Genomic DNA, 16,217 nt, shown 5'->3' on the forward strand with positions numbered 1-16,217 from the left:
GGGAGCATCGTCAGCTGCCTGGCAAACACGTCCGGCCAGGCGGCCGACTCGCCTAACGGCAGATGAACGTCAACCGGTCGTCCAGGAACACCAAGAAGTCATCGACGTTCCCCGGCAGCTTTCGATCCGCCATCACCTGCAACTGAAGGTTCCGCAGCGAAAGCTGCGGCTCCTTCATGGGCTTGAGGATCAACCCATCCCATTCCACCTTGCCACTGACGGCGACGGCACTGCACAGGGCGATCATGCTCGAACTCTCGCTGACCATGGTGTAAATGGCCCCCAGGGAGTCGCAGGAAAAGTCCGGCAACACCTTTACGCCGGCCAGGCTGCATGCCATATCGAAGAGGTAGCGCATGGTGGTGCCGCTCAGCGACATGGCCAGCGGGTAGTCGACGACATCCTCGACACCAACGCTTTCCCGGCTCGCCAGAGGGTGTGTCCTCGGCATGAGGGCACAGATAGAGGCATCATGACTGGAGACCACCTTCACGCCGACGTCCGGTGACAGGCTGAACGTCAGGGCAATATCCACGGCACCCTCCTTTACCAGCTCCGAGGCACGCACCGAATCCACGACGAGAAGATCGAACCGAGTTTCGGGAAACTTCGCGGTAAAACGGGAGATAGCACTGGGGAGAAAGTGCCACGCCATGCCTTCCGGGCAAGCCACCTTAACGGTCTGCTTTTTACGCTTCGTCACTCCTTGCATTTCGGAGATAACGCGATTTATTTCCAGCTGATTTCGCAGGGAGTAGGCAAGCAGCATCTCTCCAGCGTCGGTCAGCTTCATCCCTCTTGGCTGCCTATCGAAAAGCTTGATCTCTAGCCGGTTTTCCAGGTTAGTGATCTGCCGACTGACGGCGGATACCGCCACATGTAAATCCTCCGCTGCCGCCGACAGCGAGCCGGTCAAGGCAACGCTCTGGAAATAGCGCAAGTTGAGCTCTTTCATTCTCCCACCTCACCAGAACAACCTCAGACATCCAGCCGGCCTTATAATGAACCTCAACGACCATATTGTCCGTTATATTCCTCAACCAACCTTCTATAACGCCCACAACCAATATCTCGATGAGCTCAAGGATCGACCCTGAATTACATTAATTAGAACACCTCATTGAAATATTAATCATTGTTGCAACAGCAGACAAGGATTATCCTAAAATTATCCCAAACAACTATGACAAACATCAGAAAGGACGGCGAATGAATCACCAACACTTTTATGGAAGAGACCTTGCCATCCACCTGGCGGCCACCAAGGTTTCCACGGGGCAGCTATACAAACTACTCGAGAGGCGTATCTCCCGACAGACTGTCAGTCAAGACCCGTCATGTGCTGAACAGCTACGTCGCTACCTGACCGATGACATCGCGCCCAGTCTGGAAGGCATGGGATTTTCCTGCCGGATCATTGAAAACCCCAAGCCCGGCCATCCTCCCCTTCTGATAGGCCATCGGATCGAGGACTCCGAACTGCCCACGCTGCTGACCTACGGCCACGGGGATGTCACCAGTGGACAGGATGAGCTGTGGTCGGGCGATCTGTCGCCCTGGTCCACCACCTTCGAGAAGGGGCGCATCTACGGCCGAGGCTCCGCCGACAACAAGGGGCAGCACAGCATCAACCTGGCCGCCCTGGAATCCGTCATCGAGGCTCGCAAGGGCACCCTGGGCTACAACATCAAGATGCTCTTCGAGATGAGCGAGGAGATCGGCTCTCCCGGCCTCGAGGAAGTCTGCAAGGCCTACCGGGAAGAGCTGGCATCCGACCTGTTCCTGGCCTCGGATGGCCCACGGATCCGGCACGACATGCCGACCCTTTTCCTGGGATCGCGCGGGGTCGTGCAGTTCCGGCTGATCGCCGACCCGGGCAACGGCGCCCGCCATTCCGGCAACTGGGGCGGCATCATCACCAATCCGGCGGCCGAGCTTGCCAATGCCGTCGCGACGCTGATCTCGCCCACGGGCAAGATACTGGCCGACTTCCTCAGGGCACCGGAGATCCCGGACGACGTCGCCCGGCTCATCCGCGACCTCCCCGTGGGCGGCAGCGACGGCGACCCGGAGGTAAACCCGGCCTGGGGCGAAGCGGGCCTGACGGATGGCGAACGCCTCTACGGCACCAACACCCTCGAGATCGTCGGCTTCAGCGCCGGCCGGACCGACAAGCCGGTCGGGGCGATTCCGGAACGGGCCGAGGCGATCCTGCAGCTGAGATTCGTCAAGGGCACCGACTGGCAGGCGGTGGAGCGCAACCTCAGGGAGCATCTCGACGCCCAGGGGCTGGGCCACATCGAAGTGCAGCATGCGGGCGGATACGCGGCTACCCGGCTCGACCCGGCGCACCCATGGGTCGAGTTCGTCACCCGCTCCGCCGCCGATAGCCTGGGAGAGACGCCTTCTGTCCTGCCCAATCTGGGCGGCACCATTCCCAACCACTGTTTCTCCGACGTCCTGCGGTTGCCCACCGTGTGGCTCCCCCACTCGTACCCCTCGTGCAAACAGCATGCGCCCGACGAGCACCTGCTCGAGAACATCGTCGAGGAAGGTATAAAGCTGGCGGCCGGCATTTTCTGGGACCTAGGCGAACCCAGCAGCCGAGGCCTCGCCGAGCGCATGGACACCTGCCGGGAAGCGCCACTCGACGCCTAGCGGCGTTGCCCCAGACACCAAGAGTCGCCTTCACCCCGAGGAGGCATGCCCCGGCAAGACCGATCGACGGCGCCTGCCTACTTCCCCATCAAGAGCAGCTCAAGGGCGGTTCACGGTGAACCGCCCCGACCACGTGCGTCCTGGAGGACGCCACTCCACGGACCAACCATAACGACAACTCACAACAAGAGGTCGCCATGTCCCCCCATATGCTGAAAGGCAGCATCCTGATCCTGGGTATTGCTCCCACCCTCGCCCTTGCCGACAACTTCCTCTCCGAGGGCCACGCGAAGCTGGAATATCGCCAGTATTACTTCAATGCCGACCCCGATTCGGGCACCGGCCCGACCCGCGATGAATGGGTCCAGGGAGTGCTGGTCGATTACCAGTCAGGCTTCTATCGTGATGTCATCGGCCTCGATCTCGGCTACGGCGTCGCCGATGCCCTGCATATCGGCAACGGGGCCGATAGCATCACCAACCTCTCCGCCGACGATGACGTTCAGGACCCGCACTCGATCTCCACCCCGACCACGGCCTATCTGAAGCTGCGCCTCGGCGACGAGGGCAACCGCCTGCGCCTGGGCTGGGGCAAGAAGAGCCGTGACTATCACCTGTACGCCGACAACACCACGCGCATCCTGCCCGCCTCGTCGATAGGATACGACGTCGCCTACGACTTCCGCGACCTTAGCCTCTATGCAGCCCGCATCGACCGCTTCAGCCCGCGCGATGAGTCCAGCTGGGGCGACGACCTGGCCACCTTCGACGGCCAGTCCATCAACCGAGTGGAGCTGGCCGGCCTGAGCGTCGACCTGCCGGGCGACGTTACGTTCGAGACCGAATACTTGACGGCCCGCGACTACCTCGACGAGTCGTTCTTCGGACTCAGCCATGACCTCGCGCTGCCGCTGGATTCGACGCTGTCGATGAGCCTGGCCCATGGCTCACAGCGCGATGGCGGCAACCTGTTCGAGACGCAGGGCGTGCCGCGTCGCTACCAGGCGGAGGACTCCCATGACGCCCTCTATGACGAGGCCTCGCTCACCTGGCGGCTGCCGGACAAGTATCTGGGGCTCGCCTACACCCGGGTCGACGGCGACAACTACGACCGCACCCTGTTCGCCGAGGATCACGGCACCTGGGACAGCGAAGCCAAGAACTTCTACTGGTTCGGGCTGGCGGGCGAAGCCATGTGGAAAGTCAGCGGCGGCCTCGACCTTTCTCCACTAGGGCTCGAGGGCCTGCGGTGGGATGGCCACTACGCCTTCTCCGATTCGGCCGACGGCTACCAGGACTTCTCACGCCGAGAGTTCCTGAGCATGCTGCGGTATCGCTTCTCCGGCGCACTGGATGGCCTGTCGCTGGCCTGGCTGCATATCGATTTCGAGACCCTCGGCAAGCCGGCTCCGGGCAGCGATAAGACGCTGACCTACGCGGCGTCGGGATTCATCACCCATGACACCGATCGACTATATCTGACCTACCGCTACACGTTCTGATCGAGACGATGCGACGCCCTTCAGGGCGCCAATAGCTGGATGCAGGACAGATCGGCGATGCTCACCACTACGCCTCGCGTAGACTACTGAGCTCGGCTGCCAGGCCGGGAATTATCCCACCCCGTCATGACCAAGCCAAACGACAAGGGCGGGCATCCGCGATGGACGCTCGCCCTGTTCGTTTCCGTGCTATCCCGGGTGATCGGCGAGGCCTCAAGTGAAAACGGTAGACGCACGATCCTTGGCATCAGGCGGCCATCAGCGCCCGCGAGGCCGACAGCAGCTCGCCGCCAGCCAGGGCCTCAATCCCGAAAAGTAATGGGTGCCGGGCACACTCGGGGCCACGATTCACGGGGTAACACCCTCGGGTATAGCGTGCCGCTCTAGTACCGATCCGGCGCCTCGTCGGTAGGCAGGCGCGCCAGGAAGGCCTGGAAGTTCTGGTCAGCCTGGATCCGCTGATGCAGCTCGACCAGCGCCGTCACTGCCTCGTCCGAGTGGTCGATGCGCAGGTCCAGGGGCAGACCGCCGGGGGCGCGTACCTTGAGCGCCGCCGACACCAGCCCGCGCCGGTCGCCGCCAGCCCGCTGGCCCGCCACCAGGGCGTCCAGCAGCGCTTCGGCCAGCGCCTCACCGGCGGCCATCGCCTGGCGATAGGCCGCGAGCATCGCTGGCACCACCTCGTCGCTGCCCAGCATGTTGCCCGCCACCGCCAGGCCGGTCTCGAGATGCAGATCGCAGACCGGCACGTTGCTCTCCCCGGTCCAGCCCGCCACCTCGCCGCGACCATCCATCAGCGCCAGCTGGCGCCAGGCCTCGCCGTCGTCCTCGCGGCGCAGCTCGGCCACCGCCGAGGTCACCGCCTCACCGGCGGCGAGCCGTGCCAGGCCGCGTTCGGCGGCCATCACGTTGGTGCTGTAACCCTGGGTGATGGCGGCACCGACGCCGGCATGTAGGTGCGGCACGAAGCCGCCGAGGGCGGGGCCGCCCGTGGCGCAGGCGATTCCTAAGGTCTGACGGTCGCGATCCAGAGCGATCAGGCTAAAAGTCATGGCACACTCCTTTGAGAAGCCCGGCGGCATCGGCGCTAAGCGTCTCGAATATTTATCATGACAAATACCATGGCATTCGGGTCGGCGACAATCGCCGCCGGAACGAGGGCCCATCTGGACAGCGTATCGGAGAAGCCGGATCATCGGGCCAGTCGGCTCCGACAGCGGCCCGCCCGCCTCGGTCAGCCTGGAACCCATGGCCGTCGACCGGCCCCGCCCCACCGCAAGGAGAGTGATGAGCCAGTCACCACGACACGCCGCACGCCGTGCCCGCCCCGAGGTCATCGGCGAGGCGATCAAGGAATACATCGCCCGCCACGGCCTCGCCCCGGGCGATCGCCTGCCCCAGGAGTCCCACCTGGTCGAAGCGCTGGATGCCTCCAAGGGCACCATTCGCGAGGCGCTGCGTGGCCTGGCGGCCCAGGGGTTGATCCAGACCCGCACCGGCCCCGGCGGCGGCGCCTTCATCTGCGAGGTGAGCGACGATCGGGCCATGGAGCTGCTGGGCAACTATTTCTTCTTTCGCCCACCGACCATCCACGACATCTACGAGGTCCGCAAGCAGCTCCAGCCCGCCATGGTGGCGAGCCTCGCAGGCGTGTTGGACGACGACGCCTTCCAGCGCCTGGAGGCGGTGATGGCCTACTACACCCATCCCCCCGCCTCGCTGGAGGAGGAACGCACCCAGCGCATCAAGGAGCTGGAGTTCCACCTGGTGCTGGTGGATTACTGCCCCAATCCGCTGCTGGCGCTGATGTGCCGCTTCATGATCCGCCTGCTGATGAGCCTGACCACCTGCCAGCGCATCTACGAGCAGCCCTACCCGGAGCTGCGCCAGCGCGGCTACGACTTCCAGCGCCGGCTGCTCGACGCCCTGCGCGATGACGACATCGACCGAGCGCGACACATCATGACCGAGCACATGCAGGCCGCCCAGGCGCTGATGGAAGCGCGGGAAGCCACCCTCGACAAGGCCTTCTTCCGGGCCGACGACACCGCGGGCGAATCCCCTAGCCGCGAATACCTTGCGCTGCGCGACCTGTCCAACGCCATCGATCCCTCCACGGCGCCCTCACGCTAGCCGCTACCGAATCTTCCGAGCCCCTGGAACAACCGGTGCTCGGGGCACGCCAAGGAGCGAGCCGAGCGATGCGCAGGTGCCCTCCTTACTGTTGTTTCACTCGCCTCTTCCCTACTTCCCCACTTCCTTCTTCCCTTGCCTCTTCCCCGCCTGCCGTCCTGGGGCACCGGATGACTAGACCATCGTCGTAGTCCGCCGAGCTGTCATTCCCGAAAATTTATCATAACAAATTGTTTTTTCCCGATTCCGCCCGCTCGGGAGCGAATCGGTGCCTCCGAAAGGCATCTGGCAGCGATTGACAGCCTTCGTCGGGCCCCGCTAGCCTCTATTTATCATGATAAATTAACGGCGCCTTGGCGATGCCCCTCCGGCCGCCTCGGCAAGGGGAGTCCATGAGTCATTCATACGAACCGGCCGCCCGGCAGGCCTGGCAGTGGCTGGAAACGGTGGCCCGCTTCAGTGAAACCCGGGACCCGGACCGCGAGGGCGTCACCCGGCGCTGCGCGACGCCGGAGCACCGCGACGTGCTGGAGGCCCTGGGCGGCTGGATGCGCGAGCTCGGCATGGCGGTGCGGATGGACAACGGTGCCAACCTGATCGGTCGGCATGCCAGCGCGACGCCTGGCGCCCGCACGCTGCTGCTCGGCTCGCACCAGGACACCGTGCCCCATGGCGGCAAGTACGACGGCATCCTGGGCGTGATCCTGCCGCTGGCGCTGATCAAGTATCTCCAGGACCACGCCATCGAGCTGCCCTTCCATATCGACGTGGTGGCCTTCAGCGACGAGGAAGGCACGCGCTTCAGCTCGACGCTGCTGGGCTCCAAGGTGCTCGCCGGCAGCTTCGACGACGCCATGCTGGAGGCCAGCGACGACGACGGCGTGACGCTGCGCGAGGCCCTCGAGGCCTTCGGCTGCCGCCCCGAACGCATCGCCGAGGATCGCTATGCCCCCGAGGAGGTCCTCGCCTTCCTCGAGGTCCATATCGAGCAGGGCCCCCAGCTCGAGCTCGAAGACCTGCCGGTCGGCGTGGTGAGCGCCATCACCGGCATCGAGCGCCATCGACTGACCATCCAGGGCCTGGCCGGCCATGCCGGCACGGTGCCCATGCACGTGCGCCAGGACGCCCTGGTCGGCGCCGCCGAGGTGATCCGCCAGGTGGACACCCTGTGCCGGGAGACCGACGACCTGGTCGGCGTGGTGGGCAAGATCGAGAACGCCCCCAATGGGGTGAACGTCATTCCCCAGACCACCACCCTCTCCATCGAGCTGCGCTCGCCTCGTGACGAGATCCGCCGGAAGGCGCGGGACACGCTGCTCGAGCGCATCGACAGCGCGCTGACCGCCTCCCGCCTGGGGTTCGATCATGCCCTGACCTACGAGCAATCCGCCGTACAGTGCTCCGCCTGGCTCTCCGAGGAGCTGCAGGGCGCCGTGCGCGACAGTGGCCTCCCGCCGCGGGTGCTGTTCAGCGGCGCGGGGCATGACGGCCTGGCCATGCGCTCGCTGTGCGACATCGGCATGCTCTTCCTGCGCTGCGAAGGGGGTATCAGCCACCATCCCGGCGAGGCCATCGAACCCGAGGACCTGACGGCCGCCGTCGAGGTCCTGGTCCACGTCTGCCACCGCCTGGCCAAGCGCCACGCGGCGGTGTGACACCCATCCCCGATTCGTTCCACCCCACACGACAACACCGACAACGCTCCGAGGGTCGACCATGAGCCAATCCCAACAACATACCCAGACCTCGGCACCATCGGCATCGACCGCGCAAAAGTGGTACCAGCGCGTGCCGGACCCGATGGTCCTGATCTTCCTGATCCTGGTGGCCGCCTACCTGATGACTTTCATCGTGCCGGCCGGCGAGTACCAGCGCGAAATGCTCGACAACGGCAGGACGTCGGTCATTCCAGACTCCTTCCGCTATCTCGCGGACGTGGCCAACCTCCATGTCTTCGACATCTTCGTGGCCATCCCCGAGGGATTGATCGCCGCCTCGCAGTACCTGTTCATCGTCTTCATCGCCGGTGGGCTCTTCCACATCCTGCAGCGCACCGGGGCCCTGGAGAACGCCATCGGCGTCGCCGTCCACCGGGTCGGCGCCGAGAACAGTGCTCGCAGCCGCAACCTGATCATCGTCGCCGGCACCTTCATCTATGGCTTCTTCGGCGTGGCCGTCGGCTTCGAGAACAACATCGCCCTGGTGCCCATCGGCGTGCTGATCGCCACGGCGATCGGCTGCTCGCGGCTGGTCGGCGTGACCATGGCCGTCGGCGGCATCGGGATCGGCTTCGCTCTCTCGCCGATCAACCCCTACACCGTCGGGGTGGCGCAGGGCATCGGCGAGCTGCCCACCTTCTCCGGCTGGGGGCTGAGGACCCTGATGGTGGTCGGCTGCCTGGCCACTCTGAGCGCCTTCATCTGCCGCTACGTGGTCCACATCGACTATCGCGACGACCAGCCCGCCGAGCTCACCAAGCGGCTCGAGGACTACACCCTGACGCGCCGCGACCTGATGACTCTGGGCATCTTCGTGGCCGGCCTGGTGATCATGCTGATCGGGGTGTTCACCCGCGACTGGTACATCAACGAGATCGCCGGCATGTTCCTGCTGATGGCGATCGTGATCGGCTTCGCCAACGGCCTGGGCGCCAACGAGCTGGTCAAGCAGATGATGGAGGGGGCCTCCACCGTCACCGCCGGCGCGCTGGTGATCGGGGTGGCGGCGTCGATCCAGGTCATCCTCAAGGACGCTCAGATCATCGACACCATCGTCCACGGCCTGAGCGGACTGGTGGGCGACATGCCGACCGCCCTGGCGGCGGTGGCCGCCAGCATCATCCAGGGCATCATCAACCTGTTCGTGCCCAGCGGCTCGGGCCAGGCGCTGGTGACCATGCCGATCCTGATCCCGCTGGCCGACCTGATCGACATGAGCCGCCAGCTGATGATCACCGCCTTCCAGGTGGGCGACGGCCTGACCAACCTCATCGTGCCCACCTCCGGCGGCACCCTGGCGATGCTGGCCCTGGGCCGGGTCTCCTACGCCCAGTGGCTGCGAGTGATCATGCCGCTGATGGTGCTGGTCTACGCCATGTGCTGGGTGGCGCTGATCGCCGGTTACTACCTGGGCTACTGAGTTCGACTGCCGGGCCGGGAGATCTCCCGGTCCGGGGCCGATGGCCATCACGAACGGGGCGAGCGTCCATGACGGCGCTCGCCCCTTTTCTTGCTTCTTGCTCCACTTTGCGTTGCCGACCGTCGCCGACCGATCAACCCCGGGGCGCCATCAGCGCCCGCGATGCCGCCAGCAGCTCGCCGTCGGCCAGGGTTTCCATCACCGAGAAGTGGTGGGTGCCGGGCACCCGAGAGACCGCGATGCCCTCGAGATCGGCGCCCCAGCGCTCGGCGAGCGCCCTGGATTGCCAGTAGAATTCCTCGCTCTCCTGCGCCCCCACGGCCAGGTGCAGGCGCAGGCCGGGATTGGGCGTGTCGAACATGGGGCTCAGCGCCCGGGCCGTGTCGGCGTCGGGCAGGCCAAGCAGATGGCTGAAGCTCATGTGGCGCATCGGCTCGAGCTCGAACAGCCCGCTGACCAGCAGCGCCGAATGCAGCGGAGCGGCGGGCATGGCCGGGTCCAGGGCCGGCCAGTCGGTGCTTGCCAGGCAGGCCCCCAGGTGGCCGCCAGCGCTGTGGCCGCAAACCTGGATCCGCGACCGGTCGACGCCATAGCGCTCGGCCCGATGCCAGAGATGACGCAACGCCAGGCGTACGTCCTCGACCTGGTCGGTGATCGTCGCCTCCGGACACAGCCGGTAGTTGAGCAGCGCCACCGCCCAGCCGGCGTCGAGATGGCCCTCGATCAAGGGCGCGTGCTCGGCCTTGTCCATGGCCTGCCAGTAGCCGCCGTGGATGAACACCAGCAGTGGAACATCCGGCCGAGACGCGGGAAAGAAGTCGAGGCACTGCTCCGGGGCGTCGCCATAGGCCTGGTCCTGCTGGACCTCATGGGCCGCCAGGAAACGCTCGCCGGCCTTCCGCCAACGGGCGAAGATATCGAGATGATCAGGTACGGCCGCTCGGGCGCTGTAGGCCGCATTGACCTCGGCCGGGGTCAGGCCGTGCCAGACCGGCTCGTCACGCGGTGACGCTGTCGCCCCCTGATCCAGTGCCAAGGTCAACGTCACCCGCGGCGCCGACGCCGACTCGGTCATGAACTCCACCGGCTTGAAACCGCCGAAGACCTCGCGCCAGAGGCGATCACAGGCCGGGTCGCAGGGATCCAGACAGCCGCCTGGCGAGGTCACGGTCAACCGCGATATCTCAGCCGGCGAGCGTCGCTCGGCCTTGAAGCGGCCAAGCAACGCCACCACTGCCTCGCGATAGGCGTCCAACATGGCCGCCGCAGTGTCGTCGTGCAGGGCCGACTCGGCTCGCAGGGTCGTCGTCGTCATGTCGGTCATCCGATCAGCACCAACGTCAGCCAGGGCTGCCAGGCCAGCAGCACCAGGGCCAACAGGCTCATCAACAGAAAGGGCCACAGTGCACGGAAGATCCGCATCGGCGGCACCCCGGTCATCGACGAGCCGATATACAGCCCCGCGCCTACTGGCGGCGTCAGCAGGCCCAGCACCAGGGTCAGACAAACCACCACCCCGAACTGGTAGGCGCTGATATCGAACTGCTGCTGGGCGATCGGCAGCAGAATCGGCACCACCAGTATCAGCGCAGCGATGCCATCGACGATCATCCCTACCAGCAGCAGGATGCCCACCACCAGCAGCAGGAAGGCGAAGGGGTCGTCGGTCATCCCGGCGATCCAGGCGGCGGCCATCTGCGGCAGTTCCTCGTAGACGATCACCCAGCCGAACACCCCGGCGGCGGCGATCAGCATGATCACCAGGCCGGCGTTGAAGGCGGTGCGCTTGAGGATCTCGGGCAGGCGGGCGAAGGTCAGGTCGCGGTAGACGTAGCGGCCGATCAGCAGCGCCGCCAGCGAGGCCAGTGCCGCCGACTCGGTGGGGGTGGCCAGCCCGGCGAGGATGCCACCGATGATGATCAAGGGGATGCTCATCGCCGGCAGGCCCATCAGCAGGAAGCGCCGGGCCTGGGCGCGGTTCGGCCACTGGCCGCGCGGGTACTGCTGCACCAGGCCCACCGCGGCGATGGCCAGGAAGAACAGCCCGCCCATCATGAGCCCCGGCAGGATCCCGGCAATGAACATGTCGGCGATCGGCACCTGGGCCATCACCCCGTAGAGCACGAACAGCATCGACGGCGGGATGATCGGCGACAGTAGCCCGCCGGCGGCGGTGATCGCCGCGGCGAAGGGCTTGTCGTAGCCCTCCTCCTCCATGGCCGGGACCATGGCCCGGGACATGATGGCGATCTGCGAAGCCGCCGAGCCGACGATGGCCGCCATCATCATGTTGGCCACCAGGTTGATGTACACCAGCCCGCCGCGGAAGCCGCCGACCAGGATCCGCGCCAGGTCGATCAACCGCCGGGTCAGCCCACCCTCGTTCATCAGCTCGCCGGCCAGCATGAACAGCGGAATCGCGAGCAATCCGTAGTTCTCGATGGCGCCGTAGAGCTGCTGGGGATAGGAGGCGAACAGCAAAGTGTTGCCCGAGTCGGCGATGTACCAGGCGGCGGTGAGCGCCAGCACCAGCGCGATGGGCACCGCACCCAGCAGCAGCGCAGCGAAGACGACGAGTGTCATGCGTACCTCCTCGGCGCGGCGGCCAGGTTCCTGAGCCCCTCGCCCAGATTGACCAGGGCGTGTAGGGCGAGCGAGACGGCGAAGATGGGCAGGCACAGCCAGACCCAGAACTTGGGAATGCCCAGCGTGCGTGAGGTCTCGGAGTACATGAAGTTGAAGGTCTCACCCTGGAAGGCCTGGATATCGAAGCCGCTGGACCACAGGGTCACCGGGTCGTACCAGCGCCAGCACAACACGGCCAGGAACAGTGCGAAGAACAGCACCAGCGCATCGACGACCAGCGCCAGCAGGCGCCGCAGGCCCGCCGGCAGGGCATCGAGCAGCAGGGTCACGGCGACGCCCTCGCGGCGCTTGAGCGTCGCCGAGGTGGTGAAGAAGGTCATCCAGATCATGGCGTGGATGGCCAGCTCGTCGGTCCAATAGAGGGCATGGCCGAGGGCGCGGGTGGCGATGTTGAGCAGGATCAGCAGGGTGACCAGCGCCGCCAGTACCGCCGCGATAGCCCCCTCACAGCGGGCGATGCCGGACGAGAGTCGTTTGAACATGACGGCCTCCGGACGCCCCGGCGCCGAGCCGGGGCAATGACAGGTGGACGGGGTCAGTCGGCCAGCTCGGCGGCCGTTTCGCGCAGCTTGGCCAGCGACGGGGCCTTGGGCGCCCAGACGCCCTCCCACTTCTCGACAGCCTCGGCGAAGAAGGCGGGATCGATCTCGGTAACGGTGATGTCCTGCTGGCGCAGGTCCTCGCCCCAGGCCGCGTGATGCTCCTGGAAGCGAGCCATGACGTTGTCGGCGTGCTCGGCCATGCTGGCTCGGATCAGCTCGCGATCCGCTTCGTCGAGCTGCGCCCAGACGCGCCCAGAGACCACCGCCACCATGGGGAATATCATGTGGTTGGAAACCACCAGGTTATCGGCCTGCTCATAAAATTTGAGCAGCCGGATGGAATCGTAATCCATGTCGATGGCATCGACCTGGCCGTTGGCCAGGGCATCGTAGACCGCGGGCAGCGGCAGCGGCGTGGGCGCAGCCCCGGCCGCGGCGTAGAAGTCGCGGATCGGGTCGAAGGGCGTGATGCGCACCTTGAGCCCACTCAGGTCCTCGGCGGACTCGATGGGTTCGCGGCTGAGTATCTGGCGCATGCCGGCCATGCCGTAGCCCACCCCCACCAAGCCGGTGCGGGCCGGCATCTGCTCCAGCAGGCCGGCGGCGGTGTCGGAGCGCAGCAATGCCGCGGCCTGGTCGATGTCCTCCACCAGGAAGGGCGCATAGAGGGCGCCGAAGTCGGGGATGCGGTTGGAGATCTCGGCGATGGTCAGGAAGGCCATGTCCAGGGAGCCGGCCTGGAGCTGCTGGACCATCTGCGCCTCGGTGCCGAGCTGCTGGGCGGGAAAGATGCTGACGCTGTGCTCGCCGTCGGAACGCTCGGCCAGGTCGTCCGCGAACCCCTGGGCCTCCTGGGTCCAGATGTGCGACTGCGGCGTGATCAGGCCGAGCCGGAAGTCGCGTGCTTGGGCGGTGAAGGCGGTGACGGAAAGCGAAGCCGCCACGGCGGCCGTCATCAGGGTCTTGAGCTTATTCATCAGAGTGCCTCTGTTGTTGTAGTCATGCCTAATGTAACCGGCCCCGGAGGGCCGGCCATCAACGCGGGAAACGTTACACCTTGGCCGCGGCCGCCTGCTGGCTGGCCTGGTCCTGCGCGTCTTCCTTGGCCCGCGGGCGCTTGTGGCGGTGCTGCAACTCGGCGGCATTGGTCGCCGACAGCGCGACGTCGAACACCACCTCGGTGAAAGGGCCTTCGAAGCCGCGTGCTTCGATGGTGGCGGCATCCTCGATGCGCCGGCCCTCGACCACCAGCTCCTCGCGGGTGGCGAAGGCGAAGTCGTCGAAGGTGTAGGGGTCGCCGGCCAGGTTGATCTGGGTCGTCAGGTGCTGGTGCCCCGGGGCGGAGACGAAGTAGTGGATATGCGCCGGGCGCTGGCCGTGGCGACCCAGGGCCTTGAGGACCTGATCGGTGGGCGCGCCTTCCGGCACGCCGTAGCCGGAGGGGACGATGCTGCGCACCGCGTAGCGGCCCTCGGCGTCGGTGATGATCGAGCGGCGCAGGTTGTACTCGCTCTGGGACGGATCGAAGAAGGAGTAACCGCCCTTGGAGTCGGCGTGCCAGATCTCCACCTTGGCCCCGGCGACCGGCTGGCCGTCGGTGTCGCGCACCTGGCCGGTCAGCCACATCGCCTCGCCGTCGGTGTCGCTGCCGTCGTCCATGCGCCCGCTGCCCTGGAGCTCGGGGGCGCCGGCCACGTACAGCGGGCCCTCGATGGTGCGCGGCGTGCCGCCGGTGCGGCCGGCCTCGGCGTCGGCGGCGTCCAGGCGCATGTCCAGGTAGTGATCGAAGCCGAGCCCCGGGGCCAGCAGGCCGAACTGGGTGCCCTGGCCGAGCGCGTTGAGCACGCTGACGCTGCTCCAGAATTCCTCGGGGCTGACGTCGAAGTCGTCGATCAGCCGATACAGGTCGGAGAGCAGGCGATGCATGATCTGCTTGGCGCGCTCGTTGCCGCCGTCCTTGTCGAAGCCGCTGACGGCCTTCAGGAAGTCCTGGACGTCGGGAGTGTCGAAGATCTTCACGGTCATGGTCGTTTCCTCGGTTGTTGTCGTCTGTGTGACGGCCGGCGCGCATGCCCGGCGTCCACCGTGATTCAGGAGTCGTCGTCGCGGATCGACGAGGGATGCCGGCACAGCGGCTTGACGCGGATCTCCATGTAGGGGAACAGCGGCAGGTTGCTGACCAGCTCCTGCAGTTCGGCGTTGTCCTCGACGTCGAAGATGCTGACGTTCGAGTAGCTGCCGGCCACCCGCCACAGGTGGCGCCACTTGCCGGCGCGCTGCAGCTCCTGGGAGTAGGCCTTCTCGGTCGCCTTGATCTCGGCGGCCCGTTCGGCCGGCATCTCCGGCGGCAGTTTCACTGTCATTTCCACCTGGAACAGCATGATTCTTTCCTCTCTCTCAGTCGCAGCGTCCGGACTTACTTGCGCGAATAGTGGGTCAGCTTGTCTTCGTCGAGGGCGATGCCGAGGCCGGGACCAGCCGGCAGGTCGACGCCGAACTCGTGGTAACGCAGCGGCTCGGCAACGATGTCGTCCTTGAGCAGCAACGGGCCGAACATCTCGGTGCCCCAGGTCATCTCTGGCAGGGTCGCCCAGGCGTGCAGCGAAGCGGCGGTGCCGATGGTGCCCTCGAGCATGGTGCCGCCGTACAGGCCGACGCCGGCAGCCTGAGCCACATGGGCCAGTTCCAGCACGCTGCGCGGTCCACCGGCCTTGGCGATCTTCAAGGCGAAGGCATCGCCGAAGCCGCCGGCGGCCAGGGTGAAGCCGTCGCGGGCGTCATGGACCGCCTCGTCGGCCAGCATCGGCACCACGAACCGCTGGGCCAGCCGGGTCAGGCCGGCGAACTCCCGGGCCGGGATCGGCTGCTCGATGAGGTCGATGCCGGCGGCCTCCAGGGCGTCGATGCCGCGGGCCGCGGTGGCCTCGTCCCAGGCCTGGTTGACGTCGACGCGCACGCTGGCCCGATCGCCCAGCGCCGCCTTGATCGCCGCGACATGGCGCACGTCCTGGTCCACCGGGTTGGCGCCGATCTTGAGCTTGAAGTCGCAGTGGCGGCGTTCCTCGAGGCGCTGGAAGGCCTCGTCGATATCCTTCTGGGTGTCGCCGCTGGCCAGGGTCCACAGCACCGGCAGATGCGTGTGGCGGGCGCCGCCCAGCAGCTCGGCCACCGACAGGCCGCGGCGCTTGCCCTCGGCGTCGAGCAGCGCGGTCTCGAGCCCCGACTTGGCGAAGCTGTTGCCGCGGGCATGGCGATCCAGGCACGCTCGCAGGGCGTTGAGGTTGTGCGACGGCTGGCCGATCAGCAGCGGCGCCAGGTAGGTGTCGATGGTCTGCTTGATGCCCTCGGGGCTCTCCGGGCCATAAGACAGGCCACCAATGGTAGTGGCCTCGCCCAGCCCCTCGGTGCCGTCGGACAGGCGCAGACGGATGATGACCATGGTCTGGCAGGCCATGGTGGTCATCGACAGCTTGTGGGGGCGGATGGTCGGCAGGTCGACCAGCAGGGTCTCGATCTCGTGGATCAGGGTGTCGGACATGAAAGTCTCCAGGCGGCTCGCCTCGGGGCGCCGCTTGCATGCAATGAAAGTCGCTGGTGC

Annotated in this window: 14 protein-coding genes; 5 read left to right on the plus strand and 9 right to left on the minus strand. The window is 66.1% G+C overall.

Annotated elements, in window-relative coordinates:
• Positions 1 to 52: 52 nt before the first annotated feature.
• Positions 53 to 955 carry a LysR family transcriptional regulator gene (locus FHR96_RS00640; RefSeq protein ID WP_183385712.1) on the minus strand — a complete coding sequence of 301 codons (903 nt, stop codon included), beginning with the start codon at positions 953 to 955 and terminating at the stop codon, positions 53 to 55.
• 254 nt (positions 956 to 1,209) lie between these two features.
• Between FHR96_RS00640 and FHR96_RS00645 the strand changes: the two genes are divergently transcribed.
• Both FHR96_RS00645 and FHR96_RS00650 read left to right on the plus strand, forming a co-directional pair.
• Entirely contained in the window at positions 1,210 to 2,658 is a 1,449-nt protein-coding gene (locus FHR96_RS00645) for a M20 family metallopeptidase (RefSeq protein WP_183385713.1), read from the plus strand.
• 197 nt (positions 2,659 to 2,855) lie between these two features.
• Complete coding sequence (locus tag FHR96_RS00650; RefSeq protein WP_183385714.1) at positions 2,856 to 4,160, plus strand: OprD family outer membrane porin; 1,305 nt, start codon at positions 2,856 to 2,858, stop codon at positions 4,158 to 4,160.
• A 383-nt stretch (positions 4,161 to 4,543) separates the two neighbouring features.
• On the opposite strand, the gene FHR96_RS00655 is transcribed toward FHR96_RS00650, so the two are convergent.
• Positions 4,544 to 5,212 carry a DUF1028 domain-containing protein gene (locus FHR96_RS00655; RefSeq protein ID WP_183385715.1) on the minus strand — a complete coding sequence of 223 codons (669 nt, stop codon included), beginning with the start codon at positions 5,210 to 5,212 and terminating at the stop codon, positions 4,544 to 4,546.
• Positions 5,213 to 5,447: 235 nt separating this feature from the next.
• Between FHR96_RS00655 and FHR96_RS00660 the strand changes: the two genes are divergently transcribed.
• The 3 genes from FHR96_RS00660 (at position 5,448) to FHR96_RS00670 (ending at position 9,431) form a co-directional block, all read left to right on the plus strand.
• Positions 5,448 to 6,293 carry a FadR/GntR family transcriptional regulator gene (locus FHR96_RS00660; protein WP_183385716.1) on the plus strand — a complete coding sequence of 282 codons (846 nt, stop codon included), beginning with the start codon at positions 5,448 to 5,450 and terminating at the stop codon, positions 6,291 to 6,293.
• A 392-nt stretch (positions 6,294 to 6,685) separates the two neighbouring features.
• Positions 6,686 to 7,948: an allantoate amidohydrolase gene (locus FHR96_RS00665; RefSeq protein WP_183385717.1), complete on the plus strand. Its 1,263-nt coding sequence runs from the start codon at positions 6,686 to 6,688 to the stop codon at positions 7,946 to 7,948.
• A gap of 61 nt (positions 7,949 to 8,009) precedes the next feature.
• Positions 8,010 to 9,431, plus strand: coding sequence for a YfcC family protein (locus tag FHR96_RS00670; protein ID WP_246392693.1), 1,422 nt, complete (start codon positions 8,010 to 8,012; stop codon positions 9,429 to 9,431).
• 133 nt (positions 9,432 to 9,564) lie between these two features.
• Here the strand turns inward: FHR96_RS00670 and FHR96_RS00675 are convergent, their stop codons facing one another.
• The 7 genes from FHR96_RS00675 to FHR96_RS00705 all read right to left on the minus strand — a co-directional run bounded on the left by FHR96_RS00675 (position 9,565) and on the right by FHR96_RS00705 (position 16,157).
• Entirely contained in the window at positions 9,565 to 10,746 is a 1,182-nt protein-coding gene (locus FHR96_RS00675; RefSeq protein WP_183385718.1) for an alpha/beta hydrolase, read from the minus strand.
• Between the two features lie 5 nt (positions 10,747 to 10,751).
• Positions 10,752 to 12,014 (minus strand): TRAP transporter large permease, encoded by a 1,263-nt coding sequence (locus FHR96_RS00680; protein WP_183385719.1) that lies wholly within the window; start codon positions 12,012 to 12,014, stop codon positions 10,752 to 10,754.
• Positions 12,011 to 12,559, minus strand: a complete 549-nt coding sequence (locus tag FHR96_RS00685) for a TRAP transporter small permease (protein ID WP_183385720.1) — start codon at positions 12,557 to 12,559, stop codon at positions 12,011 to 12,013. Before FHR96_RS00685 ends, FHR96_RS00680 begins: the two co-directional genes overlap by 4 nt.
• Before the next feature lie 53 nt (positions 12,560 to 12,612).
• Complete coding sequence (locus FHR96_RS00690) at positions 12,613 to 13,596, minus strand: TRAP transporter substrate-binding protein (protein ID WP_183385721.1); 984 nt, start codon at positions 13,594 to 13,596, stop codon at positions 12,613 to 12,615.
• A gap of 73 nt (positions 13,597 to 13,669) precedes the next feature.
• On the minus strand, positions 13,670 to 14,644 hold the full coding sequence (gene catA, locus FHR96_RS00695) for a catechol 1,2-dioxygenase (RefSeq protein ID WP_183385722.1): 975 nt from the start codon (positions 14,642 to 14,644) through the stop codon (positions 13,670 to 13,672).
• Between the two features lie 65 nt (positions 14,645 to 14,709).
• Positions 14,710 to 15,000 (minus strand): muconolactone Delta-isomerase, encoded by a 291-nt coding sequence (gene catC / locus FHR96_RS00700; RefSeq protein WP_183385723.1) that lies wholly within the window; start codon positions 14,998 to 15,000, stop codon positions 14,710 to 14,712.
• Positions 15,001 to 15,035: 35 nt separating this feature from the next.
• Entirely contained in the window at positions 15,036 to 16,157 is a 1,122-nt protein-coding gene (locus FHR96_RS00705; protein ID WP_183385724.1) for a muconate cycloisomerase family protein, read from the minus strand.
• Between the last annotated feature and the right edge of the window lie 60 nt (positions 16,158 to 16,217).

Origin of the sequence: Halomonas organivorans (genome assembly GCF_014192055.1) — a bacterium.
Taxonomy (GTDB): domain Bacteria; phylum Pseudomonadota; class Gammaproteobacteria; order Pseudomonadales; family Halomonadaceae; genus Halomonas; species Halomonas organivorans.

Excerpts from the sequence above, each read along its gene's own strand:
- FHR96_RS00640 (WP_183385712.1), bottom strand. The coding sequence starts at position 955 with ATGAAAGAGCTCAACTTGCGCTATTTCCAGAGCGTTGCCTTGACCGGC.
- FHR96_RS00645 (WP_183385713.1), top strand. The coding sequence starts at position 1,210 with ATGAATCACCAACACTTTTATGGAAGAGACCTTGCCATCCACCTGGCG.
- FHR96_RS00650 (WP_183385714.1), top strand. The coding sequence starts at position 2,856 with ATGTCCCCCCATATGCTGAAAGGCAGCATCCTGATCCTGGGTATTGCT.
- FHR96_RS00655 (WP_183385715.1), bottom strand. The coding sequence starts at position 5,212 with ATGACTTTTAGCCTGATCGCTCTGGATCGCGACCGTCAGACCTTAGGA.
- FHR96_RS00660 (WP_183385716.1), top strand. The coding sequence starts at position 5,448 with ATGAGCCAGTCACCACGACACGCCGCACGCCGTGCCCGCCCCGAGGTC.
- FHR96_RS00665 (WP_183385717.1), top strand. The coding sequence starts at position 6,686 with ATGAGTCATTCATACGAACCGGCCGCCCGGCAGGCCTGGCAGTGGCTG.
- FHR96_RS00670 (WP_246392693.1), top strand. The coding sequence starts at position 8,010 with ATGAGCCAATCCCAACAACATACCCAGACCTCGGCACCATCGGCATCG.
- FHR96_RS00675 (WP_183385718.1), bottom strand. The coding sequence starts at position 10,746 with ATGACGACGACGACCCTGCGAGCCGAGTCGGCCCTGCACGACGACACT.
- FHR96_RS00680 (WP_183385719.1), bottom strand. The coding sequence starts at position 12,014 with ATGACACTCGTCGTCTTCGCTGCGCTGCTGCTGGGTGCGGTGCCCATC.
- FHR96_RS00685 (WP_183385720.1), bottom strand. The coding sequence starts at position 12,559 with ATGTTCAAACGACTCTCGTCCGGCATCGCCCGCTGTGAGGGGGCTATC.
- FHR96_RS00690 (WP_183385721.1), bottom strand. The coding sequence starts at position 13,596 with ATGAATAAGCTCAAGACCCTGATGACGGCCGCCGTGGCGGCTTCGCTT.
- catA (WP_183385722.1), bottom strand. The coding sequence starts at position 14,644 with ATGACCGTGAAGATCTTCGACACTCCCGACGTCCAGGACTTCCTGAAG.
- catC (WP_183385723.1), bottom strand. The coding sequence starts at position 15,000 with ATGCTGTTCCAGGTGGAAATGACAGTGAAACTGCCGCCGGAGATGCCG.
- FHR96_RS00705 (WP_183385724.1), bottom strand. The coding sequence starts at position 16,157 with ATGTCCGACACCCTGATCCACGAGATCGAGACCCTGCTGGTCGACCTG.